Genomic DNA, 26216 nt, shown 5'->3' on the forward strand with positions numbered 1-26216 from the left:
CTTGACGTAGGCGCATCGGAGTATGTCGTGACGCAGGGAGGGTGAAAGGCTGCTGAACCAGCGACCACTGTTGATCGCCTCGCGTTCTTCCATTGTCAGAATCGGTTCGTCCATGGGCTGTCTTATGAGTGACTGAAAACGGGAGGATTGTCGCCACAGAGACCGGGCGACCGCTTAGGGCAGGGCGCCCGGCTTGTCTCGCAAGCGTCTTGATCGCTCGGCGGGGCGCTGTCTGGCGGGCGTTCAGCGGTAGTGCGCTGCGCGCTTTTCCATGAAGGCGGCAATGCCTTCACCCGCGTTGGCATGGTGCAGGTTGCGCACAAAGTGGTTGCGCTCCTGGCCGAGCTGGGTGTGCAAAGACACCGTGGGCGCGTCGTTCACCAGTTCCTTGATGCTGGCCAGTGCGTTGGGGGCACGCGCGTTGAGCCGTTCGCACAAAGCCAGGGCGTCGCCCAAGGCTTCGCCGGTGCCGCTCACGGCGTTGATGACGCCCAGCTGCTGCAGGCGTTCGGCGGTGATGCGCTCGCCGGCCATCAACAGCTGCAGCGCCGTGGCCCGGGGCATGGCGCGCATGAGGCTCCAGGTGGCGCCACCGTCGGGCGACAGGCCCACGTTGCTGTAGGCCATGACGAACACGCTGTTGTGGGCCGCCACCACCATGTCGCAGGCCAGCGCGAGCGAAAAGCCCGCACCGGCACAGGAGCCTTCCACCGCTGCCAGCACCGGTTTGGGAAAGGTCCGGATGGTTTCGATCCAGTTGTGCAGGCCTTCAATGCTTTGCGCCTGCACCTCGGGTGGCTGTTGGCGGTTGGCCAGCAGCCGCTGCAGGTTGCCACCGGCGCAAAAATGGTTGCCCTCGCCGGTGATGACGACGCTGCGGATCTCGGTGTTGTTCTCGGCCACGTTGAGGGCCTCCACGCCGGCTGCGTACAGGTCGGGGCCCAAGGCGTTGCGGTGCTCGGGGTTGCTGATGGTCAGCACCATGGTCTGGCCATGGCTGTGGCTTTTAAGGCTGGCGCTCATGGTGTCATCCCTCCTCATGGGTCAGGCTCAGGCCCAGGGCGCCGCGGCGGCGCAGCCAGGGCGATGGGCGGTAGCGCGTGTCGCCGTACACCGTTTGCATGTTGAACAAAATTTCCAGCACATTGGTGGGGCCGATGCGGTCGCCCATGGCCAGCGGCCCCATGGGGTAGCCCAGCCCCAGCGTCACGGCCACGTCCAGGTCGGCGGGGGTGCAGATGCCTTGCTGGCACATGTCGGCCGCAATGTTGACGATGGTGGCCACCACGCGCTGGGTGACGAACCCGCCGCTGTCGCGCACCACGCTCACAGCCTTGCCGTCGCGGGCAAACAGGGCGTGTGCGGCGTCGCGCATGTCGGGCCGGGTGGCCGGGTTGGTGGCCAGCACGCGGCGCTTGGTGGCCGCGTCGTCCAGCATCATGTCGATGCCCAGGGTGCGGGTGGCGTCCAGCCGCTCCACGGCGGCCAGCGTGGTCACGTCCAGGCCCAGCGGCGCCACCAAAATCAGCGCAGCGCCCGACGGGGCGGTCCCCGTTTCAATGCTGGCGCCCAGGTTTTTCAGCAATTGGTAGAGCTCGGCGCGCCGCGCCGCCTTGGGCGACACCCAGACGGGCGGCATTTCGGCCACCACCGGCACGGCAGGCTCTGCGGGCATTTGAGCCACACCGCCTTCGTATTTGTAGAAACCTTCGCCCACTTTCTTGCCCACCACGCCGCCCGCCAGGCGCTGCGCCGTGATGACGCTGGGGCGGTAGCGCGGTTCGTCGTAATACTGGCGGTAAATCGACTCCATCACCGGGTGCGAAACGTCCAGCGCCGTCAGGTCCATCAGCTCAAACGGGCCGAGGCGAAAGCCCATCTGGTCTTTCAGGATGCGGTCGATGGTGGCGAAGTCGGCCACGCGCTCGCCGGCCACGCGCAAGGCTTCTGTGCCGTAGCCGCGCCCCGCGTGGTTGACGATGAAGCCGGGCGTGTCTTGTGCCGACACCGGGGTGTGGCCAAACTGGCGCGTGTAGTCGGTCAGTTGCTGGCAGACGCTGGCGCTGGTTTTCAGGCCCGCAATCACCTCCACCACCCGCATCAGCGGCACCGGGTTGAAGAAGTGGTAGCCCGCCAACTGGCCGGGGCGCTTGAGCGCCGCCGCAATGGACGTGACCGACAGCGACGAGGTGTTGGTGGCCAGCACGGCGGTGGGGCTCACGAGCGTTTCGAGTTCGGCAAACAGGCGCTGCTTCACGTCGAGCTTTTCCACCACCGCTTCCACCACCAGGTCGCAAGGCGCCAACTCTGCCAACGAAGCGGCCACCTGCAACCTGCCCACATAGGTGGCCAGCTGGCTTTCATCCAGCTTGCCTTTGGCTTGCAACGTCTGCCAGGTGGCTTGAAGCGCTTTCAGCGCGGCCTCTGCGGCGCCGGTCTGTACGTCGAACAAGAGCACCTGGCTGCCCGCTTGCGCCGCCATTTGCGCGATACCCCGGCCCATGGCGCCAGTGCCAACGATTCCCACAGTCTTGAAGATGGATTGCATAGATGAGTTTTGGATAAGTTGGTGGCGCAGCAAGCTATGACAAAATGTTCCAACATTGGAAACAAGGAAATCTGCCGTGCGCCAGATCTGGGTAGGCTGTATTTTGCTATCAACTGCAGTGAGCGGCTCTGCGGTGACGTTGGGGAGGCATTTTGGCGCGGCTGTTATCGGTCGGCCTCTGGATGTGCGGGTTCAGATGTTTCTCGCGCCTGGCGAAGACATGGGCAGCCTGTGCATCGGGTCGGACGTGTTCTACGGCGACTCGCAAGTGCCGGCCAGTCAGGTACGTAGCACACCGCAAAAATCGGCGACTGAGGCCGAGGGGTATGTTCGTGTGCAGTCGTTGCAGGCCGTGAACGAGCCCATCGTCACCGTCTATGTGCGGGCGAGTTGTACGGCACCCTTCACACGGCGCTTTGTGCTCCTGGCCGATCCGATCACCGAACCCTCGGCGTTGGCGGTTCCCAGCCCCATTCCTGCAACAGAAAACCGCAGGGTTGACGACGCTCGCGCTGCGCCCGAGCGCCCGCCTCCTGTCAATCCACCCTCCGTCGCCAGTGCGCCCGAACAGCCTGTTGCAAAACCAGAACAACCTGTTGTTCGACCGCCCAAGCCGGCGAGCGTGGTCCGGCGTCCTGCAGCGCCAGCGCCAAAACCCACCTCCCGCTTGCAGCTGGAGCCGCTGGATTTGGGTCCCGCCATGGAGCTTGACCCTGTGTTGAAGATGTCCATTTCGCTGTTGAGCGGGCCCACGTCATCCGACGAGACCCGCGCTGCTGCAGCCTTGTTGTGGAAAACCATCAACGCTTCGCCCGAAGCTATCTTGGGGGACGCACAGAAGCTCTCAGCACTTGAGTCCGAGTCAAAAAGCCTGCGCGACGCTGCAGCCCAGAGCCAGGCCGCCATGGCCGAATTGCGTAGCAATCTGGCGGCTGCACAGGCGGAGAAATACATGAATGGGCTGGTGTACTTGCTGGGCAGCGCGCTCTTGCTGGCTTTGCTGGCTCTGGGCGTTTTGTGGCGGCGCAGAGACCCGGTTTCAGCGAACGACGACGCCAAAATTTGGTGGGCTTCTGAAATCAATCCCAAGACCGAGACGGTACTGCGCAAAGCCGCGCCAACGCCGGTGGATGTCAAGCTTGAGCTGGGTCCGGACCCAACACCTTCTTTGAAATCGGACAAGCGTGAGGCGGGCCTTTCTAAAGGGCGGCTCAGTGTGTTGGACAGTGGGTTTCCGTTCAGTGACAGTGCCCCAGGGCAGCCGCTGCCGGACAAAGACAAACGGGATTTTGTCCACAGCAGCACCACCGGTGCTTCACGCTCTGTCGCCACCGAAGAGCTGTTTGATGTTCAACAGAAAGCGGATTTTTTCCTTTCCTTGGGCAAAGACGAAGAAGCTATTCAGGTCTTGCTCAGTCACCTGAATGAAAACCAGGAACCTTGTGCACTGACGTACCTGGATCTGTTGAACATTTACCACCGTCTCGGTCGCACCGCTGATTACGAACGCCTGCGCAAAGAGTTCAACCAGGTATTCAATGCGGGAGTTCCACCGTTCGAACAGTATTCCGATGCGAGTCAAGGTCTGGATGCCTACGAATCCGCATTTGGCCGTATCCAGGCCTTGTGGCCTCAGCCCAGGGTGCTTGACGTGATTGAGCAGTCCATTTTCCGAGATCCCTACGCTGCCACCGCGGAGGTGTTTGACCTCGAGGCCTACCGTGAACTCCTGTTGCTGCATGCGATTGCCAAAGACATCATCAAGCGCGATGTGGAATCTCCTAGCGCGCTTATGGATTTCCCGCACACGGCCGTTCAGCCGCTGAAAGTCAAACCCAAAGTCCAGCCGAAAGCCACAAGATCCTTTGCCGCTGCAGCCGGTCCCAGCAAAGAGCCGTTTGAAATGGAGCGGCCTGCATCGCCGCGTTTGGGCTTGGATATCGATTTGAACGAGTTGTTGGAGGACCCATCGTTCGCCGTCTTGTCGCCAGAGGACGATCCCTCGGTGCCGCCCACAACCCACGCCCATCTGGAAACCCTGCCCCGAGCGGTGCGTTCTGCGCCGTTGCGTGACCCCAACCCTTCCCAAGGATTCGATTTCGTGATGGAAGAGCCAGACCTTCCCCCACGGAACGTCACGGCCAAGACCCCCTCGAAATGAGCGGCATCGCACCAGGCTGGGCTCTGTAAAGGTTTGGCGAGCCCGCTCTGGGTTCAGCGGTGTTGCTGCAGCGCCTTGCCGATCTTGTGCCGGCTCACCGTGGGCTTGGGCACCTTGTGCGGCAGGTGTTCAAACCAGCGGCGTACATCGTCTTCCACGCACAGGCCGTGCATGTAGTTGTAAATGGCCTTGCGCAGACCCTGTCCGAGCGCATCGTGGTCGGTGCCGGTGGGATCAATGAAACCGATGTCGTTCTTGGCAAAGCTCACTGGCGGCAGCGGGATCAGCTCAATGCCATAGGCCGCGGGGTCCATGCCCACGGGCGAGTGCACGGTGCAGCTGAAGCGGTGGAAGAAGCCGCTCTGGATGCAGCCAGTTTCGAACAGCTGGCGCACGTATTCGAGCGCGTCCACCGTGTCCTGCAGCGTTTGCGTGGGGAAGCCGTACATCAGGTAGGCGTGAACCAAAATGCCGGCGTCGCTGAAGCCTTTGGTCACGCGCGCCACCTGTTCGACGCTCACGCCTTTTTTCATGAGGGTGAGCAGACGGTCGCTGGCCACTTCCAGTCCACCGCTCATGGCGATGCAGCCGCTTTGCGCCAGCAGCTCGGCCAGCTCGGGCGTGAAGGTTTTTTCAAACCGGATGTTGCCCCACCAGCTGATGTGCAGGTCGCGGCGGATGAGTTCTTCGGCCAGCGCTTTGAGCGCTTTGGGCGGCGCGGCCTCGTCCACGAAATGAAAGCCGGTCTGGCCGGTTTCTTCCACGATCTGCTGGATGCGGTCGGCCAGCTTTGCTGCCGTGGCCGTTTCGTAACGGCCAATGTAGTCCAGGCTCACGTCGCAAAAGCTGCATTTTTTCCAATAGCAGCCGTGCGCCACGGTGAGCTTGTTCCAGCGGCCATCGCTCCACAGGCGGTGCATGGGGTTGAGCATGTCGAGCAGGCTCAGGTATTTGTCCAGCGGCAGGCCGTCCCAGGTGGGCGTGCCCACGTCTTCGAAGGGAATGTCGGGCTCGGCCAGATTGATGTAGCGCACGGTGCCTAAATTTGCTCCCTCCCCCTCTGGGGGCGGGTTGGGGTGGGGGCCTTCCCGATCCCGCACAAACGTCCGCTGCAAGCGCTGGCGCCCGCGCTGGCCTTGCAGGTGCTCGATGAGCGAGAGCACGGGGCGCTCGCCGGCGTCCAGCGTCACGTAATCCACAAAGTCGAACACGCGCGGGTCGCTCAATTCGCGCAGTTCGGTGTTCACGAAGCCGCCGCCCAGCGCCACGGTGATGTCGGGGTGCTGGGCCTTGATGGTCTGGGCGATGCGAAAGGCCGCGTACACCGAGCCGGGGAAGGGCACCGACAGCAGCACCAGCTGCGGCTGGTGCCGCTCGATGGCGGCCAGGGTGAGGCCGCGCAGCAGGTCGTCCACCAGCGTGGGCGGCGCGGCCAGTGCGTGGGCCAGCGGGTCAAACGTGGGCTGGCTGCTGGCGAGCGACTCGGCGTAGCGCACAAACTCGAAACGCTCGTCCACGGCGTCGCGCAGCACGTCGGCCAGATCGTTCAGGTACAGCGTGCACAGGTGCCGGGCCTTGTCTTGCACGCCAAGTGCGCCAAAGGCCCAGGCGAGTGGGTCACCGCCACCGTCGCCCATGTCCGAGTCTTCGTAGGCGTCCAGCGCGGCAAAACGCGGGCCTTCGGGCAGCAGGCCGCGCGCGGCGATGCGGTGGGCCAGGGTGGCGTCGCGGCCCTGCAGATAGGCCATGACGGGGCCCATGCTGCTGCGGTAACTGGCAAACTGGTCCAGAAAGGCGTGCACGCTGGCGCTGCGCTGGGTCTCGGGTTGGGCGGTGGCGCGGTGGCGCACGGCGTCCAGCCCGGCGGGTGTGAACAGTTGCAGCACGAGTGCCAGCGCCAGGTCTTCCTGCACGGCGTCAAGACCGCGCGAACGCAGGAAACCGGTGAGGTAGGCGGTGGACGGGTAGGGCGTGTTGAGCTGCGTCATCGGGGGGATGAGGCTCAACACGCGGAAATCGGAGGTCATGCGCGCAATTATTGAAAGCGAAGCAACGAGCTTAGCCCAAGATGCGCGTTCACCTCGAACAGGCGGGCCGCCCGCATGGGCCCCACCTTGTGTGAGCTGCTGGGGCCGATGCCGCTCTTGAAAAGGTCGAATGCAGAGGCGGCCATGTGCAGGCTTTCTTCAGAGTGGTTTCAAGTGGCGCATGCGTGCCCACGGGGTGCCTGGCTTGCCCGGCTGGGCGAAAAGCTTTCAACGTCAAACGGCGGGGGCGGGCATCACCAGGCGCGTGTTGCGTTGTTGCGTTTGCCACTGCGCCACATGCCCGGCCAGCTGGTGCGCCGTGATGGCCGAGAGCGTCCAGCCCAGGTGGCCGTGGCCGGTGTTGTAGAACACATTGGCTTTTTTGCCGGCGCCCACGCGCGGCAGCATGTTCGGCATCATGGGGCGCAGGCCGGCCCAGGGCTCGACGCGGCGGGTGCTCACGCCGGGGAAGCATTCATTCACCCAGTTCACCAGCGGGCGGATGCGGTCGGCGCGGATGTCGAGGTTGAAACCGTTGAACTCGGCCGTGCCCGCCACGCGGAAGCGGTCGTCGCCCAGGCGGCTGGTGACGAGCTTGGTCTCGTCGTCCAGCAGGCTCACCTGGGGCGCGGCGGCCTGGCTCTGCTCGTCGTTCAGCATCACGGTGATGGAGTAGCCCTTCACCGGGTACACATTGAGGCGGTCACCCAGCTGGGCGCCCAGCGCGCGGCTGTGCACGCCGGCGCACACCACCACGGCATCGGCGCTCAGCACCTCGCCGTTGCTCAGGGTGACGTGCGCGGTCTGGCCGTTGCTCTTCACGCGCGCCACTTCATGGCCGGTGCGCAGCGTCACGCCCAGGCGCTCGCAGGCCAGGCTCAGGCCGTGGGTGAACTTGTGGATGTCGCCGGTGCTGTCGCTCTCGGTGAAGTAGCCACCGTAATACTGACCCTTCAGGGTGGGCTCGATGGCGCGCATTTCGGTGGGTGTCACAGCCCGGCGGGGCAGGCCGCCTTCGGCCAGCAGTTCCGAGACCTTGCCCGCGTGGTCAAAGCCGGCCTTGTCGCGGTAGATGTGCAGGATGCCCTGCTGCTTCAGATCGAAGTCGATGCCCTCCTGCTCGGCCCAGCCGAACAGGTGCTCGCGCGCGGCCACCGCCAGGCGGGCCGTGGCCACGGTGTTGTCGCGGTACTTCGGGATGTTGGCCATGAACTCGGCGAACCAGCTCAGTTTGTGCCAGCTGGGCTTGGGGTTGACCAGCAGCGGCGCGTCGGCCTTGAGCATCCACTTGATGCCCTTGATGAGCGTGGACGGGTGTGTCCACACCTCGGCGTTGGAGGCCGACAGCTGCCCGCCGTTGGCGTGGCTGGTTTCCATGCCGGCGTAGCGGTGTTTCTCGATCAGGGTGACGCGGTGGCCTTCTCTGGCCAGGCTGTAGGCACTTGTGACGCCGGTGATGCCGCCGCCGATGACGATGAGGTGTTGTTGAGCCATGGGAATCTCTCTTGCGAAGCCGTCAAACACAGAGGGACACGACCCGCACACCGTGTGCGGACCATGACCCCCTCTGTTTGGGACCTGAGAGATTCACCATCCCGTGGGGATTGGCTTGCTCCTGCGGTGGGCCGGGGGACGAATTCCCGGCCGCTCTTCAGAGTGTTGAAACGTGTCGATCGGTCCTTTTGCCTGAGAGTTTCCGGGGCGGTTGCTCCTTCGGCGCTGGCCTTTCCTTGCACAGGCGGCCAGTCTCTCCCGATCGACGGGTGTGATTGTAGGGTGGCTTATCTCATCCAGTGCACCAACACCAGGCTGATGGAAGGGAATGCCACCAGCAGGGCCAGGCGCAGCACGTCCACCGCGATGAAGGGCACCAGCCCCCGAAAAATGGTGCCCACCGGCACCTTGGGCAGGTTGGCCTTGAGCACGAACACGTTCATGCCCACCGGCGGGGTGATCAGGCCAATCTCGGTCAGCACCACCACGACGATGCCGAACCACACCAGGTCGAAACCCTGGGCCACCAGCGTGGGGGTGAACAGCGGCACGAAGATCAGGATGATGGCCATGGCGTCCATCACGCAGCCCAGCAGCAGGAACACCGCCAGAATGGCCAGCAGTACGCCCAGTTTGGAGAAGCCGGAGCCATTCACCCACGAGAGCAGTTCGTCGGCCAGACCGGAGAAGCTGAAGAGCTGCGAGAACATCATGGCGCCGAACAGCACCACGTAGAGCATGACCGAGGTCATGGCGGTTTCCTTCATCACCTCCAGAAAGCGCGCCCAGCCCAGGCGGCGCTGCATCAGCGCGATGAGCAAGGCCATGCCCGCGCCGATGCCGCCGGCCTCGGTGGCGGTGAACCAGCCTTTGTACAGCCCGCCGATGATGAGCAGAAACAGCGCCACAAACGGCCACACACCGGCCAGCGACGCCCAGCGCTCGCGCGCCGTCACACGGGCACCACGCGGTGCGTGCTCGGGCTTGAAGACGGCGATCAGGTAAATCACGCCCATGTACATCGCCAGGCCCAGCAGGCCCGGCAACATGCCGGCAATGAACAGCTCGCCAATGTTCTGCTGCGTCAGGATGCCGTAGATCATGAGGATGATTGAGGGTGGGATCAGGATGCCCAGGGTGCCGCCGGCGGCGATGGTGGCCGAGGCCAGCCGGTCGGAGTAGCCGTACTGTTGCATGCTCGGGTAAGCCACTTTGGCCATGGTGGCCGCCGTGGCGAAGCTGGAGCCGCAGACCGCGCTGAAACCCGCGCAGGTGACCATGGTGGCCAGCGCCAGGCCGCCACGCACGCCGCCCAGGAAGGCGTTGGCGGCGCGGAACAGGTCGGCCGAGATGCCGGTGCGCGACAGCACGTTGCCCATCAGGATGAACAGCGGCACCACCGCCAGTTCGTACGAGAACGCGGCTTCGCTCAGCGTCATGGGCAGGATGGTGCGGGCCACATCAAAGCTGTTGATGGCCGCGATGCCGCCGACAGAGACGGTCAGCAGCGATATGCCCAGCGGCACCCGCAAAATGGCCAGCAGCAGCACCAGGCCGAGACAAATCAGGCCGATGGTCATGACGGGAATTCCTCAGTGAGGTGTTCGGCGTGCGGGGCGGGCGCGAACAGGGCTGCAACCGCCGCGAGTGCGGTGGTGCCGGCGATGAAGGTGTACATCCCGCTGCGGGGAATCATCAACGCGGGGCTGATCTCGTTGATCTGCCGCGCCTCGTCGATGGCCAGGAAGTATTCCCAGGCGATCAGGCCCAGCACGGCAGCGATCAGCAGGTCCACCAGCTTGTGCCACGGGCGCCAGGTGGGTTTGAGCAGCCAGGCGTCGAGCAGGTCGATGCTGAGGTGCCCGCGCTGCGCGGTGAGCAGCGGCAACCCCGCAAAGATGATGACCGCCATCAGGTGCTCGGTCAGGTCGTTGGCGCCAAACACCGGGGTGTTGAAGAGGCGCCGACCCACCACGTCGGTGAAGGTCAGCGCCACCATGGCCGACAACATGAGCACCAGCAACAGACTCACCGCTTGTTGAATGCCTTGCTTCAGGGTTTTCATGGCCATGGGCTCCTGTGCGTGGCGGGCCTATTTGGCCTGCAGCTGGTACTGCTGCTCGTAGAAGGCGACCATTGCGTTGTGGTCCTTCACGCCGAAGCTGGCGCCGTCTTTCTCCAGTTCGGCCAGCATGTTGGTGCGCACCTTGCGGATGTTGTCCAGCAGCTCGCGGCTGGGCTGGGCGAACTTGTGGCCGTTGGCGCGCAGGGTGGTTTCGGCCGCCTTGTTTTGCTTGTCGAATGCCTGGCCCCAGCGGCGCGACAGCGCCTCGCCCGACACCTTCAGAATGGCTTGCTGGTCAGCGGCGGACAGGCTCTTGAACTTGCCCTCGTTGATGCCGATGAAGAAGGCCGCGTCGTACAGACCGCCGGGGATGATGGTGTGGTTCTTCAGCTTGCCGTCCAGGCGGAAGTTCACCACCGACTCCAGCGCGTGCAGCGAGGCGTCGATCACACCGCCTTCCAGCAGTTCGTAGGCTTTGGTGCCCGGGCCGGCGACGGGAATCGCGCCCAGGTCTTCCAGCAGGCGCTTCTGGATCGGGCCGCCCATGCGCACCTTCTGGCCCTTGAGGTCATCCGGCGTGTCGATCACTTTGGAGGGGTGGTGGAACTGGCCACCGCCGAGCATGCCGGTGCCCAGCAGGGTCACGCCCTTGAAGGCCTCGTTGCTGGCCAGGAACTGGGTGTAGGTGCGCCACAGGGCCACCGACGAGGCTTCGGCGTTGGAACCCATCATGGGCAGCTCGGAGAACCACACGTGCTTGAATCGCTCGGGCTCGTAGGTGAAGTTGCCCCAGGTGATGTCGGCCACGCCTTTGCGCGCCAGTTCCCAGTGCTGGGCGGGTGCGCCCACCGGCTTGGGCAGCAGATTGATCTTTACCCGGCCTTCGGTGGCTTTCTCCACCTCGGCCATCCAGGGTTGCAGGATGTCCTTCACCACGTAGTGCGCGGGCGGCACCCAGCTCGACAGGGTCAGCGTGGTCTGGGCCTGAGCGGTACCGGTCAGGCCGAGGGTGGCCAGCGCGGCGCCAGCGACGACGGTCTTGAGGCGGATGCGAGCGTTCATGGTGTTGTCTCCTAAGTTTTAGAGTGGAGCAGGGGTGGGGGAAAGCAGGTCGCTGACCAACGCCACCCAGTAGGCGGCGCCGATGGCGATGTTGTCGTCGTTGAAGTCGTAGGCCGGGTTGTGCACCATGCAGGCGCCGGGCTCCTGGCCAGCGCCGTTGCCAATGAACAGATAGCAGCCGGGCACCCGCTCCAGCATGAAGGCAAAGTCTTCGCTGCCGGTCAGCATCACGCCGGTGGGGTTCACTTGCTCAGCGGGAAAATGCTGGTGCGCCACCGCGAGCGCACGCGCCGTTTGCTCGGCGTCGTTCACCAGCACCGCGTAGCCCGGGCGCCATTGCACGTCGGCGCGCACGCCGAAGCTCTCGGCCTGCCGTTGTACGAGCGTCTTGATGCGCTGCTCCATGTCGCGGCGCACCTGAGGGTCCAGCGCGCGCAGGCTGATCTCCAGCTGGGCCGCCGCCGGAATCACGTTGTTGGCCTGGCCGGCATGGATCGCGCCCACCGTGACCACCGCGGGCTGCAACGGGTCCACGTTGCGCGACACAATGGTTTGCAGCGCCATCACGATGGACGCCGCCGCCACCACCACGTCGGTGGCTTTGTGCGGCATGGCACCGTGGCCGCCCACGCCATGCAGCGTGACAGTGGCGTAATCCGACGAGGCCATGGTGGGCCCACTGCGAAACACCAACTGGCCTTGCGCAATGCCGGGCATGTTGTGCATGGCAAAGATCGCGTCGCAGGGGAAGTGCTCAAACAGCCCGTCTTCCATCATCTTCAGCGCGCCGCCACCGCCTTCTTCGGCCGGCTGAAAAATCAGGTTCAGCGTGCCGTCGAAGTTGCCGTGCTCAGCCAGTTGTTGCGCCGCTGCCAGCAGCATGGCGGTGTGGCCGTCGTGGCCGCAGGCGTGCATCACGCCGTGGTGGCAACTGGTCCAGTCGGCACCGGTGGCTTCCACAATGGGCAGCGCATCCATGTCGGCCCGTATGCCCAGGGTGCGGGCCGAGCTGCCGCGCTGGAGCTGGCCCACCACGCCGGTGCCGCCCAGGCCGGTGGTCACTGCATAGCCCCAGCCTTTGAGTTTGTCGGCCACCAGCGCGCTGGTGCGGTGCTCGTCAAAAGCCAGTTCGGGGTGGCGGTGGATGTCGCGGCGCAAGGCAACGAATTCCTGAACCGCGTGATCGCTGAGACGTTCCAAGGCCGGTACTCCTGCTGGGGTTGTGAGGTTGTGATCGCATCGGCAGTAAATTGCGTGGCGCGATTCAGTTGATGAACTTTGTTGCATGTTAGAAGCCGGTTCGACTAAAGTCCAATGCATTGAAAATCAACAATCCATGACTTTCACGGAGACTTAGAGATGACTTTGGTGCAACTGCGGCATTTCGTCGTGCTGGCCGATGTGGGCTCGTTCGTGCAGGCGTCGGCGCTGCTGTTTCTGACCCAGCCCGCGCTCACCCGCAGCATCCAGGGGCTGGAAGAAGAGCTGGGCGGTTTGCTGTTTGACCGCCTGGGCCGGCGCATTGCGCTCACCCCGTTCGGGCTTGAAGCGCTGGCGCGTGCCAAGCAGCTGGTGAGCGACGCCGACGCCCTCAAGCAAGCCGGCAAGGGCCTGCACGCGGGGTTGATTGGCAAGCTGCGCGTGGGCCTGAGCTCGGGGCCGGGCGCGCTGCTGAGCACGCCGCTGATGTTGCACATGGCCGAACACCACCCCCGGCTGCAGGTACAGATTTCGCGCGGCAATACCGACGTGTTGCTGCACGCGCTGCGCGAGCAGCATCTGGACGGTGCTGTCGTGGACATTCGCGCCATGCGACCGGCGTCCGATTTGAAGGTGGATCTGTCGTTTGAACTGGGCGCGGGTTTTCTGGCCCGCCGCGACCACCCGCTGGCGCAGCGGGGCCGGGCGGTTTCACTCGACGATGTGATGGCCTACCCGGTGGCATCCACCCCGCTGAGCGACGAGGTGGCGCGCATCCTGATGGCTCGCTACGGCCCGCAGGCCAACCCGGACGATCTCGTCACGCTGCGCTGCGACGAGACGCTGAGCATTGTGGAAGTGGCGCGGCGCAGCGACGCCGTCGTGCTCACCGTGACCGCCGTGGCCGCCGACCTGGTGCGGCTGGATGTGGTGCCCGCCCTCAACGCCACGGCGCGGTTTGGGCTGGTGACGCTGGCCCACCGCCAGGAGGCACCGGCGCTGCGCATCTTGCGCGAGCAAATGCCGCATTGGATTGCGGTTTTCTCTGGGCTGTAGAGCGCCAGAAATAAGGGCGCCGAAGCGCCCTTGGTGGTGCAAAACAGCGGGCTGTCAGGCCAGTTCGCTGATGGGCACGCAGCTGCAGAACAAGTTGCGGTCGCCATACACGTTGTCCACCCGGCCCACCGACGGCCAGAACTTGGTGTTCACGGCGCGGCCGGCAGCCGCCACAGCGGTTTCGCGCGGATAGGGGTGGGTCCACTCGGTCTTGAGCACGCTGGCAGCGGTGTGCGGTGCGTTTTTCAGCGGGTTGTCGCTCTGTGGCCAGGTGCCGCTTTCAATCAGGCGAATCTCATTGCGGATCGCGATCATGGCGTCGATGAAGCGGTCCAGCTCTTCCAGCGTCTCGCTCTCGGTGGGTTCCACCATCAGGGTGTTGACCACCGGAAAGCTCAGCGTGGGCGCGTGGAAACCATAGTCCATCAGCCGCTTGGCCACGTCTTCGGCCATCACGCCGCTGGTTTCTTTCAGTTGCCGCAGGTCCAGAATGCACTCGTGCGCCACATGGCCGTTGGCCGAGGCGTAGAGCGTGGGGTAGTGGTCGGCCAGGCGCTTGCTGATGTAGTTGGCGCTCAAAATGGCCGCTTCGGTCGCGTGCTTCAGGCCATCGGCGCCCATCATGCGGATGTACATCCACGAAATCGGCAACACCGCCGCGTTGCCCAGCGGCGCAGCGCTGACGGCCCCCACGCCGCCTTTCGTGCCGCCAGTGGCATGGCCGGGCAGGAAAGGCACCAGGTCTTGCACCACACACACCGGACCCACGCCGGGGCCGCCGCCGCCGTGTGGAATGCAGAAGGTCTTGTGCAGGTTCAGGTGGCTCACATCGCCGCCAAATTCACCCGGCGCGGCCACGCCCACCAGCGCGTTCATGTTGGCGCCGTCCACGTACACGCGGCCACCGTGCTGGTGCACCAGGGCACACAGTTCTTTCACGGTGGTCTCGAACACGCCGTGCGTTGAGGGGTAGGTGATCATCGCGGCGGCCAGGTTGGCGCTGTGCTGTTCGCACTTGGCCTTCAGGTCGGCCATGTCCACGTTGCCGTTTTCATCGCACTTGGTCACCACCACCTGCAGGCCCACCATCTGCGCGCTGGCCGGGTTGGTACCGTGCGCGCTGCTGGGGATGAGGCAGATGTTGCGGTGGCTTTCGCCGCGCGAGGCGTGGTAGCCCTGGATGGCCAGCAGGCCGGCGTATTCGCCCTGCGAGCCGGCGTTGGGCTGCAGGCTGATGCCGGCGTATCCCGTGGCCTGGCAGAGCCAGGCGCGCAGCTCTTCGTCAAGCTGTTGGTAACCCTGCAGCTGGTCGGCCGGGGCAAACGGGTGCACGTGGGCGAACTCGGGCCAGGTGATGGGAATCATCTCGCTGGTGGCGTTGAGTTTCATGGTGCAGCTGCCCAGCGGGATCATGCTGCGGTCCAGCGCCAGGTCTTTGTCTGACAAAGCGCGGATGTAGCGCAGCATGCCGGTCTCGCTGTGGTGGCTGTTGAACACTGGGTGCGTCATGAAATCGCTGGTGCGGCGCAGCTCAGCCGGGATCAGCGGCTCAATGCCTTTTTCAAACCCGTCGAAGCTGGGCAGGGCCTGGCCTTCGGCAGCGAACACGCGCCACAGCGCGGCAATGTCGTCGCGGGTGGTGGTTTCGTCCAGCGAAATGGTGATGCTCTGGTCGCAGGCCTGGCGCAGGTTCATGCCGGCGTCGCGGGCGCGCTGCATCAGCGAGGCCGTGGCGTCTTTGGCCAGCACCCAGAGGGTGTCGAAGGCGGTGTCTTTGCGCAGCGTGTAGCCCATGCCCTGCAGGCCCTGGGCGAGCACGGCGGTGTAGGCGGCCACGCGCTGCGCGATGCGCTTGAGGCCCTGCGGGCCGTGGTACACGGCGTACATGCTGGCCACCACGGCCGGCAATACCTGCGCGGTGCAGATGTTGGACGTGGCTTTCTCGCGGCGAATGTGTTGCTCGCGGGTTTGCAGCGCCAGGCGGTAGGCGGGGTTGCCGTGAACGTCCACGCTCACGCCCACCAGGCGCCCGGGCAGCGAGCGCTTGTAGTCGTCGCGGCAAGCCATGTAGGCGGCGTGCGGGCCGCCCGCGCCCATGGGCATGCCGAAGCGCTGGGTGGTGCCCACCACAATGTCGGCGCCCATTTCACCGGGGGCCTTCAGCAGCGTCAGCGCCAGCAGGTCGGCCGCCACAATGAACGCCGCCGACTGGGCGTGGCTGTGGGCGGCGTAGGCGCTCAGGTCTTCCACCAGACCGGTGCTGTTGGGGTATTGCGCCAGTGCGGCGAAATGCTCCGATTGCAAGGCAGCGTTCCACTGGTCGGCGCTCTGCGGCACCACCACCTCGATACCCAGGGGCTTGGCCCGGGTCTGAATCACTTCAATGGTCTGCGGGTGGCAGGCGCGCGAGACCACAAACACCCGGCTTTTGCTCTTGACGGTGCGCATGGCCAGCGTCATGGCTTCGGCGGCGGCGGTGGCTTCGTCCAGCATCGACGCGTTGGCAATCGCCATGCCGGTCAGGTCGGTCACCATGGTCTGGAAGTTGACCAGCGCTTCCATGCGCCCTTGCGAAATTTCGGCCTGGTAGGGCGTGTAGGCGGTGTACCAGGCCGGGTTTTCCAGGATGTTGCGCAGGATCACGCCGGGCGTGTGCGTGCCGTAATAGCCTTGGCCGATGAAGCTCTTGAGCAACTGGTTTTTCTGCGCCAGCGCCTTCAGCTCGGCCAGTGCGGCCGCTTCGGTCACGGCCGGCGGCAGCTGCATACCCTGGCTGCGCGCGATGCTGCGCGGCACGATGCTGTCGATCAGCGCACGGCGCGAGGCCTCGCCAATGACCGACAGCATGTGGGCCTCGTCGGTTTCGCTGATACCGATGTGGCGGGCGATGAACTCGCTGGCGTTTTCGAGTTGATCGAGGGGTTTGACAGACGGCATCAGCATGGGACGACCTTGTTGCTAGGGGAAAGTCAGAAGTTCAAGGGGATGAATCGCACCGGCAGCGAGGGCGGTGCGTCGATTCGGTGGTGGTGTTTCGCTCCTTCCCCCTCTGTCGGAAAGTTGGGATGGGGCCCGTGTCACGCGATGTCAACGTGTCGAAGCGGCATCTTGGCGCCAGCCCCCGCCCCAACCCTCCCCCAGAGGGGGAGGGAGAAACTGCATCAAGCGGCGAACGCGGCGTAGGCGGTCTCGTCCAGCAGGGCATCCACCTGTGTGGGATCCGACAGCTTCACTTTGAAGAACCAGCCGGCATTCAGCGGGTCGCTGTTGGCCAGCGAGGGGTCGTCGCGCAGGGCTTCGTTCACCTCGGTGATCTCGCCGCTGATGGGCATGTACACGTCGGCGGCGGCTTTCACCGACTCAACCACGCCAGCCACTTCTTTCTGGGCAAAGGTCTTGCCCACTTCGGGCAAATCCACAAACACCACATCGCCCAGTGCATCTTGCGCATGGGGGGTGATGCCGACGGTGGCGATATCGCCCTCAACGCGGATCCATTCGTGGTCTTCGGTGTACTTGGTGGTCATGGTTTTTCCTTTAATAAATGGTGGAATTCCTTTCGCCCGGAGCCTGTCTATTGACACGTTCCGGACGATCGGGGGGCTTCGATCCTTCGACAGGCTCCTAGCCTCGGAAATAGCGGGTGGGCACAAACGGCATGGCCACCACTTCCATGGGCACGGTTTTGCCGCGCACGATGGCGTTCACCCGGGTACCCAGGGCGGCCTGTGCGAGGTTTACATAGCCGATGGCTACAGGTTTTTCAGCGCTGGGGCCCAGCAGGCCGCTGGTCACTTCGCCGATGGTTTCGCCCTCGGTCCCCTGCAGCTCGGTGTGCTCGCGCACTGGTACGCGCTCCAGTGCGATCAGGCCCACGCGCTTGCGCGGCAGGGGGTCGGTGCCGTCGAGCTGAGCCAGCACGCGGGCTGCGCCGGGAAAGCCACCAGCGCGGGCGCCACCGGTGCGGCGCACTTTCTGGATGGCCCAGTTCAGCGCGGCTTCCACCGGCGTGGTGGTGGTGTCGATGTCTTGCCCGTACAGGCACAGGCCCGCTTCCAGGCGCAGCGAGTTGCGGGCGCCCAGACCGACCGGTTTCACTTCGGGCTGGGCCAGCAAGGCGCGGGCAAAGTCGATGGCCGCCTGGGCGGGCAGCGAAATTTCGAACCCGTCTTCGCCGGTGTAGCCGCTGCGGGTGACGTACAGGTTGCCACCGGCCCAGTTAAAGGCCGCACCGGTCATGAACACCAGTTGTTCCACGCCGGGCAGCAAGCGCTGCAGGGCGGTCACGGCTTGCGGGCCTTGCAGGGCGAGCAGGGCGCGGTCGAACTGCGCGTCCACGTGGCACAGCGCGCCGATGCAAGCCTGGATATGGGCGAGGTCATTGTGTTTGCAGGCGCCGTTGACGATCACAAAAATGTCACTCCCCCGGTTGACGAACATCAGGTCGTCCATGATGCCGCCTTCGTCGTTCAAGAGCAGCCCGTAGCGTTGCTTGTTCACGCCCAGGTCCACCACATCCACCGGCATCAGGGTTTCAAAGGCAGCGGCGGCGTCCGGGCCCACCAGACGCAACTGGCCCATGTGCGACACGTCAAACAGACCGGCTGCGGTGCGTGTGTGGTGGTGTTCGGCCATCAGGCCTGCGGGGTACTGCACCGGCATGCTGTAACCGGCGAAGGGCACCATGCGGGCGCCGAGTTCGAGGTGCAAGGCGTGCAGCGGGGTTTGCAGCAATTCGGAAGAAGCGTTGGGGTCAGCAGACATGGCGGGCTTTCTGGAGGGTTGTGCCGGGATTCAATGGGGCAGGCCCACTGAAGGGCTCACACGGTTCATCCGTGCGCTGCCCCACTGTCCGCTTTACCTGAGAGATTCACGCGGGCGATACCGTGCTTGCTCCTTCGGTGGGCTGTGTGACAGCCTCTCTCCAGTGGGGTACAGCGGCTTTGCAGCCGCTGGTTGCCAGTCCTTTTGCCTGAGCGTTCAGGGCTTGCTGTTTCAGCAAGCCGCCTGCGCCTTCGGCGGCCACCCGTGGGGCAGCTCTCTCCTGACCGGGCGAGTTTACCGGAATCGGTAGGCTGTGGGCCGTCAGATCGCGTTCGCCACCAGTTCCTGCGGCAGCAGTTTGGCCAACCGCTGGCTGATGCCGTCGGCCCGTTCGGGGCCTGCCAGGGTTTCGACATCCACAATCATCTGGCGGCCCACGGCCAGTATGGCCGCACCGTCGCGCGCTTCGCGCAAAGCTTCCCGGTAGTGTTGCGCCAGGGCTTTGTCGCGTGGTGCAAACAGCCGTTCGCTGAGGTCAAACAAAAACATGCGCGCCGCCGCTATGGATTGTGTCCCCACGAACTGGTCTCCATGCGTGGCGGGCGCTGGCGCAGCGGGCGCATCCTTGGGCTTGACGGCGGCCTGTGCAGCGGCTTTGACTGCAGTGGCCGTCGCAGCTCTTTGGGGCTCGACACGCTGCAGAAATTCTTTCTGCAGCAGTTGGTCGATCAGCGTGCGGCCTTCGCCACCAAACAGTTCAGCAATGATGGCCTCGGGCTGGTTTCCATCCACCAACAACAGCACCGCCCGCTCGCGCTGCCCCAGCGATCGGTTGCCCGGGCGCAACTCAAGGCGACCTTTCTCAGTCTTGATCAACATGCGAACACTCCAACGTGGTTGTTGTGGAATGTTGCTTCAGCCATGTGTCGCTGGCGTTACGGTGGTGCTCAGTTTTGCTCAATCATTCGAAAATACATAGCAACTGCCGCCGTCTTCCAGGGTGACCTGGTGTTGGGCTTTGTGCCGGTAGGCTTCAATGCGGCGCGTATTGGGCTCGTCGGTGGCGGCGATCCAGGCCAGCGCCTGTTCGCGGCTGCGGCCAAATTGCTGGTGGCGCTGAGCCAACCGGTCCAGCCGCAAGGCGGGGTCTACCTGCAGGTACCACACCTCGTCCAGCAGGCTGGCCACGGGAGCCCAGCCATCGTCTGGCAGCAACAGGTAATTGCCTTCGGTGACGATGAGTGGTGTGCTCGCGAACAGCGGTAGGGCGCCAGCCACTGGCTCTTCCATGTCGCGGCGGAAATCGGGGGCGTACACCACCTCGTCGTTGGCTTGCGTGCGCAGACGGCGCAGCAGCGCAGCGTATCCGGTGGCGTCAAAGGTGTCGGGTGCGCCCTTGCGGTGTGCGCGTCCCAGGCGTTCCAGCTCTACCTGCGCCAAGTGAAAGCCGTCCATGGGCACAGTCTGGGCCTGTGTGCCCAGGCTGTGCGCTATCAGGTGGGCGAGCGTGGATTTGCCCGCACCCGGCGGACCCACCACGCCCAGCAGGCGGCGCGGGCCGCTGGCCAGCAACTGCAGGCGCTCGACCAGCGCCGGGTGCAGCCAAGGGGCCATCACATGCCCGCGTAATTCGGCCCACCGCCGCCCTCGGGCGTGACCCACACGATGTTCTGCGTCGGGTCCTTGATGTCGCAGGTTTTGCAGTGCACGCAGTTCTGCGCGTTGATCTGCAGCCGGTCGCTGTTGTCGGCGTTCTTCACAAACTCGTACACCCCGGCCGGGCAGTAACGGCTCTCCGGCCCGGCGTACTTGGCCAGGTTGATGTTCACCGGCACGCTCGCGTCTTTGAGCGTCAGGTGCGCGGGCTGGTGTTCTTCGTGGTTGGTGTTGCTGATGAACACGCTGCTCAAGCGGTCGAAGGTGATCACGCCGTCGGGCTTGGGGTACGTGATCTGCGGCATCTCGGCCGCGGGTTTGAGCTTGGTGTGGTCTTGGGTGGTGTTGTGCAGCGTCCAGGGCGGGTTGCTCACGCCCACCTTGGGCAGGAACCAGTGCTCTACCCCGGTCATCATCTTGCCCAGCAGCGGGCTCTTCTTGAACCAGTTCTTGAAGTTGCGGTAGGTCCAGAGTTCTTCATACAGCCAGCTCTGCTTGAAGCCTTCGGGGAAAGCACTCAGTTCGTCGCTGCTGCGGCCGGCGGCCACGGCTTCAAACGCCGCTTCGGCGCACAGCATGCCGCTCTTGATGGCGGCGTGGCTGCCCTTGATGCGTGCTGCATTCAGGAAGCCCGCATCGCAACCCACCAGTGCGCCACCCGGGAACACGGTTTTGGGCAGGGCCTGGGGTGTGCCGTTGTTCAGCGCCCGGGCACCGTAGCCCAGGCGCTTGCCGCCTTCAATGTGGGCCTTGATGCTGGGGTGGGTCTTCCAGCGCTGCATTTCTTCAAACGGGCTCATCCACGGGTTCTGGTAGTCCAGCCCGATGACGTAGCCCAGCGTGACCTTGTTGTCTTCGAGGTGGTAGAGGAAACCACCACCAAACGCATCGTCATTCAGCGGCCAGCCAGCGGTGTGCACCACCAGGCCGGGCTTGGCCTTGTCGGCCGGCACTTCCCACAGTTCCTTGATGCCGATGGCGAAGGTCTGCGCGTCTTTGCCTTCGTCGAGTTGGTACTTCGCAATGAGCTGCTTGCCCAGATGCCCACGCGCACCTTCGGCGAACACGGTGTACTTGGCGTGCAGTTCCATGCCAATTTGAAAGCTGTCCATGGGCTCGCCGTCTTTGCCCACACCCTGGTTGCCGGTGGCCACGCCCTTGACCGAACCATCGTCGTTGTAAAGCACTTCGGCGGCGGTGAAGCCGGGGACGATTTCCACACCCAGGGCTTCGGCCTGTTCCCCCAGCCATTTCGTCACCGCACCCAGGCTGATGACGTAGCAGCCGTGGTTGTCAAAGTTGCGCGGCATCAGCCAGTCGGGCGTGCGCTGGGCGCCGGTCTCGGAGAGCAACAGCAGGTCGTCACCGGTCACGGGCTGGTTCAGCGGGGCGCCGAGTGCTTTCCAGTTCGGGAAGAGTTCGGTGATGGCTTTCGGGTCCATGACCGCGCCCGAGAGGATGTGGGCACCGGGCTCGGAGCCTTTCTCCAACACGCAGACGTTGATCTCGCTGCCTTTGTCTGCCGCCAATTGCTTCAGGCGGATGGCGGTGGACAGGCCGGCGGGGCCGCCGCCGACGATCACCACGTCGTATTCCATCGCTTCGCGCGGGCCGTAGGTGCTGAGGAGGTCTTGTGGGCTCATGGTGTGCAGTCTCTGTGGAATGTCGGGCCGGACGGCGCAAGCTGCCCGTCAGGAACACGGGGGCGAATCCTGTCGTGATGGAGACGGATTCTAGTAGGCGATGCCGCACAATCGCTGTCACGCTGGATGCGAACCACTTCGCAACGGATTCATTCGAGAAGGAACTCTAAATGGCTTACACATTGGATCTGTCGGGTCGCGTGGCCCTGGTCACCGGCGCTTCGGGTGGTTTGGGCGAGCAATTCGCCAAGACATTGGCCCGTGCCGGTGCGGCTGTGGTGCTGGCGAGTCGCCGCACCGACCGCCTGATGGCCCTGCGCGCGCACATCGAAGCCGAGGGTGGTGACGCCCATGTGGTCGCGCTGGATGTGACCGACACCGCGTCCATCAAAGCGGCCGTTGCCCACGCCGAAACCGAGGTGGGCCCGATCGACATTCTGATCAACAACTCGGGTGTGAGCACCACGCAGCGCTTGCAGGATGTGAGCGAAGACGACTACGACTTCGTGATGAACACCAACACCAAGGGCGCGTTTTTTGTGGCGCAAGAGGTGGCCAAGCGCATGTTGGCGCGGGCCAAGGGCGCGGCACCGGGCACCTACGTGGGCGGGCGCATCATCAACATCGCGTCCATGGCGGGCCTGAAGGTGCTGCCGCAAATTGGCGTGTACTGCATGAGCAAGGCCGCCGTGGTGCACATGACCAAGGCCATGGCGGTGGAGTGGGGCAAGTTCGGCATCAACGTCAACGCCATCTGCCCGGGCTACATCGACACCGAGATCAACCACCACCACTGGGCCACCGAGCAAGGGCAGAAGCTGGTGAACATGCTGCCGCGCAAACGCGTGGGCCACCCTGCTGACCTGGACGCTCTGCTCGTGATGCTGTGCGCCAGCGAAAGCCACTTCATCAACGGCGCGGTGATCGCGGCCGATGACGGTTTTGGGGTCTGATTCTTGATTGCAACCGACGCCGCGCGCACCGCCGCCTGGCCGGCGGGCATGGTCACCGGTATTCTGGCCGGGTTGGGTGCCGGCGCCTTCTGGGGCATGACTTTTGTGGCGCCCTTGATGGTGGCGGGTTTCAGTTCGGTGGACTACACGGTGGGGCGCTTTGTGGCTTGCGGGCTGTTTTCGCTGCTGCTCTTGGCAGGCAGGCCGCTGGCGGGGCTGTTTCGCCGCGAGGCGGCGGGTCGGGCGTTGCAGCTGGGTGCATGGCGCTGGCCCACGCCGCGCCAGGCCTTGGCGGCTCTGGGCCTGAGTGTGCTGGGCTACACCGGTTACTACCTGTTGCTGGTTCTGGCCATTCAAGACGCGGGCGCTGCCTTGCCGGTGCTGATCATTGGCACCATTCCGCTGTGGGTGATGGTGCTGGGCAAGCCGCACGCTTTGCGCTGGGGCGCACTGGTGCCCGGCGTGTTGCTCACGGCGCTCGGCATGGTGCTGATGATGCAGGCCACGGTCGATGCCGCCAGCCACGGCAACGCTGACGCACCCGCCGGGCAGGTGTGGCGCGGCGTGTTGTACGCCGTGGCGGCCATGGCGAGCTGGACCGCGTTTGGTCTGCTCAACGCCGCCTGGCTGCGGCGCCACCCCGAGGTGAATTCGACCGACTGGGCCAACTGGCTTGGCATGGCGGCGGGTGTGGGCGCGCTGTTGCTGTGGGGCCTGTGGGGCTCTGACTGGGCCAGCCTGCGGGCCCGTGAGGGCTTTGGCACCTTTGTGCTGGTGTGCACCGTGACCGGCATTGGCTCGGCCTGGGTGGCGGCGGTGCTGTGGAACATGGCCAGCCGCCGCCTGAGTCCGAGCCTGGCCGGGCAACTCATCGTCAGTGAAACGGTTTTTGGATTGATTTACACCTTTGCCTGGAGCGCCCAATGGCCGGCGGCCATGCAGTGGGCAGCCTGCGTGCTGTTCGTGCTGGGCATCCTGGCTTCTATCAAGGCACACCGATGAAACTTGAACTCCCTGAAGACAAGAAACTGGTGCACAGCATCGTTGTCCCCATCCGCTGGGGCGACATGGACGCCATGGGCCACGTCAACAACACGCTGTATTTCCGTTACATGGAAATTGCCCGGCTCGACTGGTTTTTTGGCATGGGCCTGCCGGCCGACCCGAAGGGCGAAGGTCCGGTGATCGTCAACGCCTTCTGCAATTTCATCCGGCAACTGGAGTTTCCGGGTGATGTGCTGGTGCGCACCTACCTGGGCACCATGGGGCGCACCTCGTTTGACACCTACCACGAGATGTTGCGCACCGACGACCCGAACACGGTCTACGCCAACGGCGGCGCCACCGTGGTCTGGGTGGACTTTCCGCAGCAGAAGTCGGTGCCCATGTCGGACCACGCCCGCGCCCTGATCGAAACCACAGGCAGCGCGCCGCGTCTGCCCGGCTGACCCGTCCAACCTGCGGCGACCTGCGCAGCTCTGGGGGGTGGGACCAGCTTCATTTTGTTTTCGGCACCCGCCCCATCAGATAAAACTCCGGGTTGGGCATCATGCCGCTGAAGCTGGCCATGCGGTTGGACAGGCCGAAAAATGCGGTGATGGCAGCAATGTCCCACGCGTCTTCGTCGCTGAAACCATGGGCGTGCAGGGTGGCGAAATCGGCATCGTCCACCTCGTGTGAGGCCAGGCACACCTTCATCGCAAAGTCGAGCATGGCGCGCTGACGCGGTGCTATGTCGGCCTTGCGGTGGTTGACCGCCACCTGGTCGGCCACCAGCGGTTTCTTCTCGTAAATGCGCAGAATGGCGCCGTGGGCCACCACGCAATACAGGCAGTGGTTGGCTGCGCTGGTGGTGGTGACGATCATTTCCCGGTCGCCCTTGCTCAGGCCCGAGGTGCGGCCTGCCGTCTCGGGCGTCATCAAAGCGTCGTGGTAGGCAAAAAAGGCCCGCCATTCGGCCGGGCGCCGCGCCAGGCCCAGAAACACGTTGGGCACGAAGCCTGCTTTCTCCTGCACCTCCAGAATCTTGGCTTTGAGGTCGTCGGGCAGGCTGTTCAGGTCGGGCAGGGGGTATCGGGGGGTGTTGCTCATGTTCTTGTCTCCAGTCCAAAAAAGGGGGCTGGCCAGTTTATCCTTGAGCCATTCGCACACAAGACACCTGGAGCACAGCATGCAAGACGATCAGTACCGCACCGGCCTGGCCACCCGCCGCGAGGTCATGGGCGATCCATTCGTGGACCGCGCGCTGGCAGGTACCACCCCGTTTACCCAACCCATCCAAGACCACATTTCGCGCGCCGCCTGGGGCGACGTGTGGCAGCGCGACGGGTTGGACCGCAAGACCCGCAGCCTGATCACGGTGGCCATGCTCACCGCGCTGGGCAAGCAGCACGAGCTGAAAGGCCATGTGCGCGGTGCGCTGAACAACGGCGCCACGGTGCAGGAGATCCAGGAAGTGCTGCTGCACGCCGCCGTGTATTGCGGCGTGCCCGCGTCGGTGGAGGCTTTTCGCACCGCGGCCGAGGTGTGCGAGCCGCCTGCTGCCTGAGCCGCTGAGACTTTCTTTTTTTTCAATTCAGAACGGAGTTTTTCCATGAGCTGTCCCCGTCGTTCGTTTCTTTCCCGTTGTGTTCACACGGCACTGGCATTGGGTGCCACGCTGAACATGGGTTTGGCTGTTGCCCAGCCACCCACCACGAAACTCATGGTGGGTTTTCCGGCCGGCGGTGGCACCGACGCCATTGCCCGCATTCTGGCCGAGCGCCTGCAAACCGAGTTGGGGGCGTCGGTGGTGGTGGACAACAAGCCGGGTGCGGGTGGTCAACTGGCGGCCCAGGCGCTCAAGGCCGCAGCGCCCGATGGCCACACGCTGTTTTTGAGCCACGACCACAGCATCACCATTTTGCCCATGGTGACCAAGAACCCGGGCTACGACTCGGCCAAAGATTTTGCGCCGGTCGCGGGCTTCGCGACGTTCGTCAACGCGTTCGCCTTGTCCGGCGGAACGCCCGCCACCTCGCTCAAAGGCTATGCCGACTGGGTGCGCCAGCAGGGCGGTGGCAAGGGCGCGGTGGGCATTCCGGCGCCGGGCTCGGTGCCGCAGTTTCTGGTGCAAGTGATCGCCAAGCAAAATCAGCTGGACCTGGTGGCCGCACCTTACCGCGGCAGCGCGCCCATGATGGGCGACATGCTGGGCAACCAGATTTCGGCCGGTGTGGCGTCCATCCCCGACTTCATTGAAAACCACAAGGCCGGCAAGCTCCGCGTGGTGGCCGTCATGGGCACGCAGCGCCAGGCCGCCATGCCCGAGGTGCCCACCTTTGCCGAGCTGGGCCTGGCAGGTTTTGAAGACGTGCCTTATTACGGTGTGTTTGCCCCGGCCGGCACGCCCAAGGCCACGCTGGACAAACTGGGCGCCGCCATACAGAAAGCCATTGCCCAGCCCGATGTGCAAGGCAAGCTCACGGCCATGGGGCTGACGGTGGGTTACATGACGTCGGAGCAACTGGCCGCGCGCGAACGCAGCTACGCCAAGGTGTGGGCCAAGATCATCAAGGACAGCGGTTTCCAGCCCCAGTAAGGGCTGT

Annotated in this window: 22 protein-coding genes, 2 pseudogenes and 3 riboswitches; of the genes and pseudogenes, 7 read left to right on the forward strand and 17 right to left on the reverse strand. The window is 64.4% G+C overall.

Annotation, left to right across the window (positions count from 1 at the left end; translation table 11 throughout):
• The 3 genes and pseudogenes from Q7J58_RS02740 to Q7J58_RS02750 form a co-directional block, all read right to left on the reverse strand.
• Positions 1-114, reverse strand: a pseudogene (locus Q7J58_RS02740) (Crp/Fnr family transcriptional regulator); the annotation flags it as partial.
• A gap of 129 nt (positions 115-243) precedes the next feature.
• Complete coding sequence (locus tag Q7J58_RS02745) at positions 244-1023, reverse strand: enoyl-CoA hydratase (RefSeq protein WP_304823084.1); 780 nt, start codon at positions 1021-1023, stop codon at positions 244-246.
• A gap of 4 nt (positions 1024-1027) precedes the next feature.
• On the reverse strand, positions 1028-2548 hold the full coding sequence (locus Q7J58_RS02750; protein WP_304823087.1) for a 3-hydroxyacyl-CoA dehydrogenase: 1521 nt from the start codon (positions 2546-2548) through the stop codon (positions 1028-1030).
• 76 nt (positions 2549-2624) lie between these two features.
• On the opposite strand from Q7J58_RS02750, the gene Q7J58_RS02755 reads away from it, so the two are divergent.
• Complete coding sequence (locus tag Q7J58_RS02755; RefSeq protein WP_304823090.1) at positions 2625-4709, forward strand: hypothetical protein; 2085 nt, start codon at positions 2625-2627, stop codon at positions 4707-4709.
• 53 nt (positions 4710-4762) lie between these two features.
• Here the strand turns inward: Q7J58_RS02755 and Q7J58_RS02760 are convergent, their stop codons facing one another.
• The 7 genes and pseudogenes from Q7J58_RS02760 to Q7J58_RS02790 form a co-directional block, all read right to left on the reverse strand.
• On the reverse strand, positions 4763-6736 hold the full coding sequence (locus tag Q7J58_RS02760) for a radical SAM protein (protein WP_304823093.1): 1974 nt from the start codon (positions 6734-6736) through the stop codon (positions 4763-4765).
• A 56-nt stretch (positions 6737-6792) separates the two neighbouring features.
• Positions 6793-6882: pseudogene (locus Q7J58_RS02765) on the reverse strand (serine dehydratase beta chain); the annotation flags it as partial.
• Between the two features lie 88 nt (positions 6883-6970).
• Positions 6971-8230, reverse strand: a complete 1260-nt coding sequence (locus tag Q7J58_RS02770) for a D-amino acid dehydrogenase (RefSeq protein ID WP_304823095.1) — start codon at positions 8228-8230, stop codon at positions 6971-6973.
• A 170-nt stretch (positions 8231-8400) separates the two neighbouring features.
• A riboswitch (glycine riboswitch) is annotated at positions 8401-8501 on the reverse strand.
• Between the two features lie 16 nt (positions 8502-8517).
• The gene (locus Q7J58_RS02775) at positions 8518-9810 is read right to left on the reverse strand and encodes a TRAP transporter large permease (protein WP_304823098.1); all 1293 of its coding nucleotides are present in this window, start codon (positions 9808-9810) and stop codon (positions 8518-8520) included.
• Complete coding sequence (locus tag Q7J58_RS02780) at positions 9807-10295, reverse strand: TRAP transporter small permease (RefSeq protein WP_304823101.1); 489 nt, start codon at positions 10293-10295, stop codon at positions 9807-9809. The genes Q7J58_RS02775 and Q7J58_RS02780 overlap by 4 nt, the downstream gene beginning before the upstream one ends.
• A 27-nt stretch (positions 10296-10322) precedes the next feature.
• Positions 10323-11357, reverse strand: coding sequence for a TRAP transporter substrate-binding protein (locus tag Q7J58_RS02785; RefSeq protein WP_304823104.1), 1035 nt, complete (start codon positions 11355-11357; stop codon positions 10323-10325).
• 18 nt (positions 11358-11375) lie between these two features.
• Entirely contained in the window at positions 11376-12557 is a 1182-nt protein-coding gene (locus Q7J58_RS02790) for a M20 aminoacylase family protein (RefSeq protein WP_304823107.1), read from the reverse strand.
• Between the two features lie 159 nt (positions 12558-12716).
• Between Q7J58_RS02790 and Q7J58_RS02795 the strand changes: the two genes are divergently transcribed.
• Entirely contained in the window at positions 12717-13613 is an 897-nt protein-coding gene (locus Q7J58_RS02795; RefSeq protein ID WP_304823110.1) for a LysR family transcriptional regulator, read from the forward strand.
• Positions 13614-13667: 54 nt separating this feature from the next.
• Here Q7J58_RS02795 and gcvP read toward each other — a convergent pair whose 3' ends face one another.
• The 6 genes from gcvP to Q7J58_RS02825 form a co-directional block, all read right to left on the reverse strand.
• On the reverse strand, positions 13668-16556 hold the full coding sequence (gene gcvP / locus Q7J58_RS02800) for an aminomethyl-transferring glycine dehydrogenase (protein WP_304823113.1): 2889 nt from the start codon (positions 16554-16556) through the stop codon (positions 13668-13670).
• Positions 16557-16774: 218 nt separating this feature from the next.
• On the reverse strand, positions 16775-17140 hold the full coding sequence (gene gcvH / locus Q7J58_RS02805) for a glycine cleavage system protein GcvH (RefSeq protein ID WP_304823116.1): 366 nt from the start codon (positions 17138-17140) through the stop codon (positions 16775-16777).
• A 97-nt stretch (positions 17141-17237) separates the two neighbouring features.
• Complete coding sequence (gene gcvT / locus Q7J58_RS02810) at positions 17238-18377, reverse strand: glycine cleavage system aminomethyltransferase GcvT (RefSeq protein WP_304823119.1); 1140 nt, start codon at positions 18375-18377, stop codon at positions 17238-17240.
• Positions 18378-18451: 74 nt separating this feature from the next.
• Positions 18452-18551: riboswitch (glycine riboswitch) on the reverse strand.
• 12 nt (positions 18552-18563) lie between these two features.
• A riboswitch (glycine riboswitch) is annotated at positions 18564-18670 on the reverse strand.
• Between the two features lie 28 nt (positions 18671-18698).
• Entirely contained in the window at positions 18699-19256 is a 558-nt protein-coding gene (locus tag Q7J58_RS02815) for a hypothetical protein (protein ID WP_304823122.1), read from the reverse strand.
• Between the two features lie 78 nt (positions 19257-19334).
• Positions 19335-19991: a nucleoside/nucleotide kinase family protein gene (locus tag Q7J58_RS02820; RefSeq protein WP_304823125.1), complete on the reverse strand. Its 657-nt coding sequence runs from the start codon at positions 19989-19991 to the stop codon at positions 19335-19337.
• Positions 19991-21676: an electron transfer flavoprotein-ubiquinone oxidoreductase gene (locus tag Q7J58_RS02825; protein WP_304823128.1), complete on the reverse strand. Its 1686-nt coding sequence runs from the start codon at positions 21674-21676 to the stop codon at positions 19991-19993. Before Q7J58_RS02825 ends, Q7J58_RS02820 begins: the two co-directional genes overlap by 1 nt.
• A gap of 170 nt (positions 21677-21846) precedes the next feature.
• Here Q7J58_RS02825 and Q7J58_RS02830 point away from each other — a divergent pair, with 170 nt between their 5' ends.
• Genes Q7J58_RS02830 through Q7J58_RS02840 form a run of 3 tightly spaced genes read left to right on the forward strand, consistent with a single transcriptional unit; the run spans position 21847 to position 24077 of the window.
• Complete coding sequence (locus tag Q7J58_RS02830; protein WP_304823132.1) at positions 21847-22629, forward strand: SDR family oxidoreductase; 783 nt, start codon at positions 21847-21849, stop codon at positions 22627-22629.
• Positions 22630-22677: 48 nt separating this feature from the next.
• On the forward strand, positions 22678-23631 hold the full coding sequence (locus Q7J58_RS02835) for a DMT family transporter (protein ID WP_304823168.1): 954 nt from the start codon (positions 22678-22680) through the stop codon (positions 23629-23631).
• Complete coding sequence (locus Q7J58_RS02840) at positions 23628-24077, forward strand: thioesterase family protein (protein WP_304823135.1); 450 nt, start codon at positions 23628-23630, stop codon at positions 24075-24077. The genes Q7J58_RS02835 and Q7J58_RS02840 overlap by 4 nt, the downstream gene beginning before the upstream one ends.
• A 49-nt stretch (positions 24078-24126) precedes the next feature.
• Here the strand turns inward: Q7J58_RS02840 and Q7J58_RS02845 are convergent, their stop codons facing one another.
• Positions 24127-24720, reverse strand: a complete 594-nt coding sequence (locus Q7J58_RS02845) for a peroxidase-related enzyme (protein WP_304823137.1) — start codon at positions 24718-24720, stop codon at positions 24127-24129.
• Positions 24721-24799: 79 nt separating this feature from the next.
• On the opposite strand from Q7J58_RS02845, the gene pcaC reads away from it, so the two are divergent.
• Both pcaC and Q7J58_RS02855 read left to right on the forward strand, forming a co-directional pair.
• Positions 24800-25177, forward strand: coding sequence for a 4-carboxymuconolactone decarboxylase (gene pcaC, locus Q7J58_RS02850; RefSeq protein ID WP_304823140.1), 378 nt, complete (start codon positions 24800-24802; stop codon positions 25175-25177).
• Between the two features lie 45 nt (positions 25178-25222).
• Positions 25223-26209: a Bug family tripartite tricarboxylate transporter substrate binding protein gene (locus Q7J58_RS02855; RefSeq protein WP_304823143.1), complete on the forward strand. Its 987-nt coding sequence runs from the start codon at positions 25223-25225 to the stop codon at positions 26207-26209.
• Positions 26210-26216: the final 7 nt, after the last annotated feature.

It is taken from the genome of Hydrogenophaga sp. (assembly GCF_030656115.1).
Taxonomy (GTDB): Bacteria; Pseudomonadota; Gammaproteobacteria; order Burkholderiales; family Burkholderiaceae_C; genus Hydrogenophaga.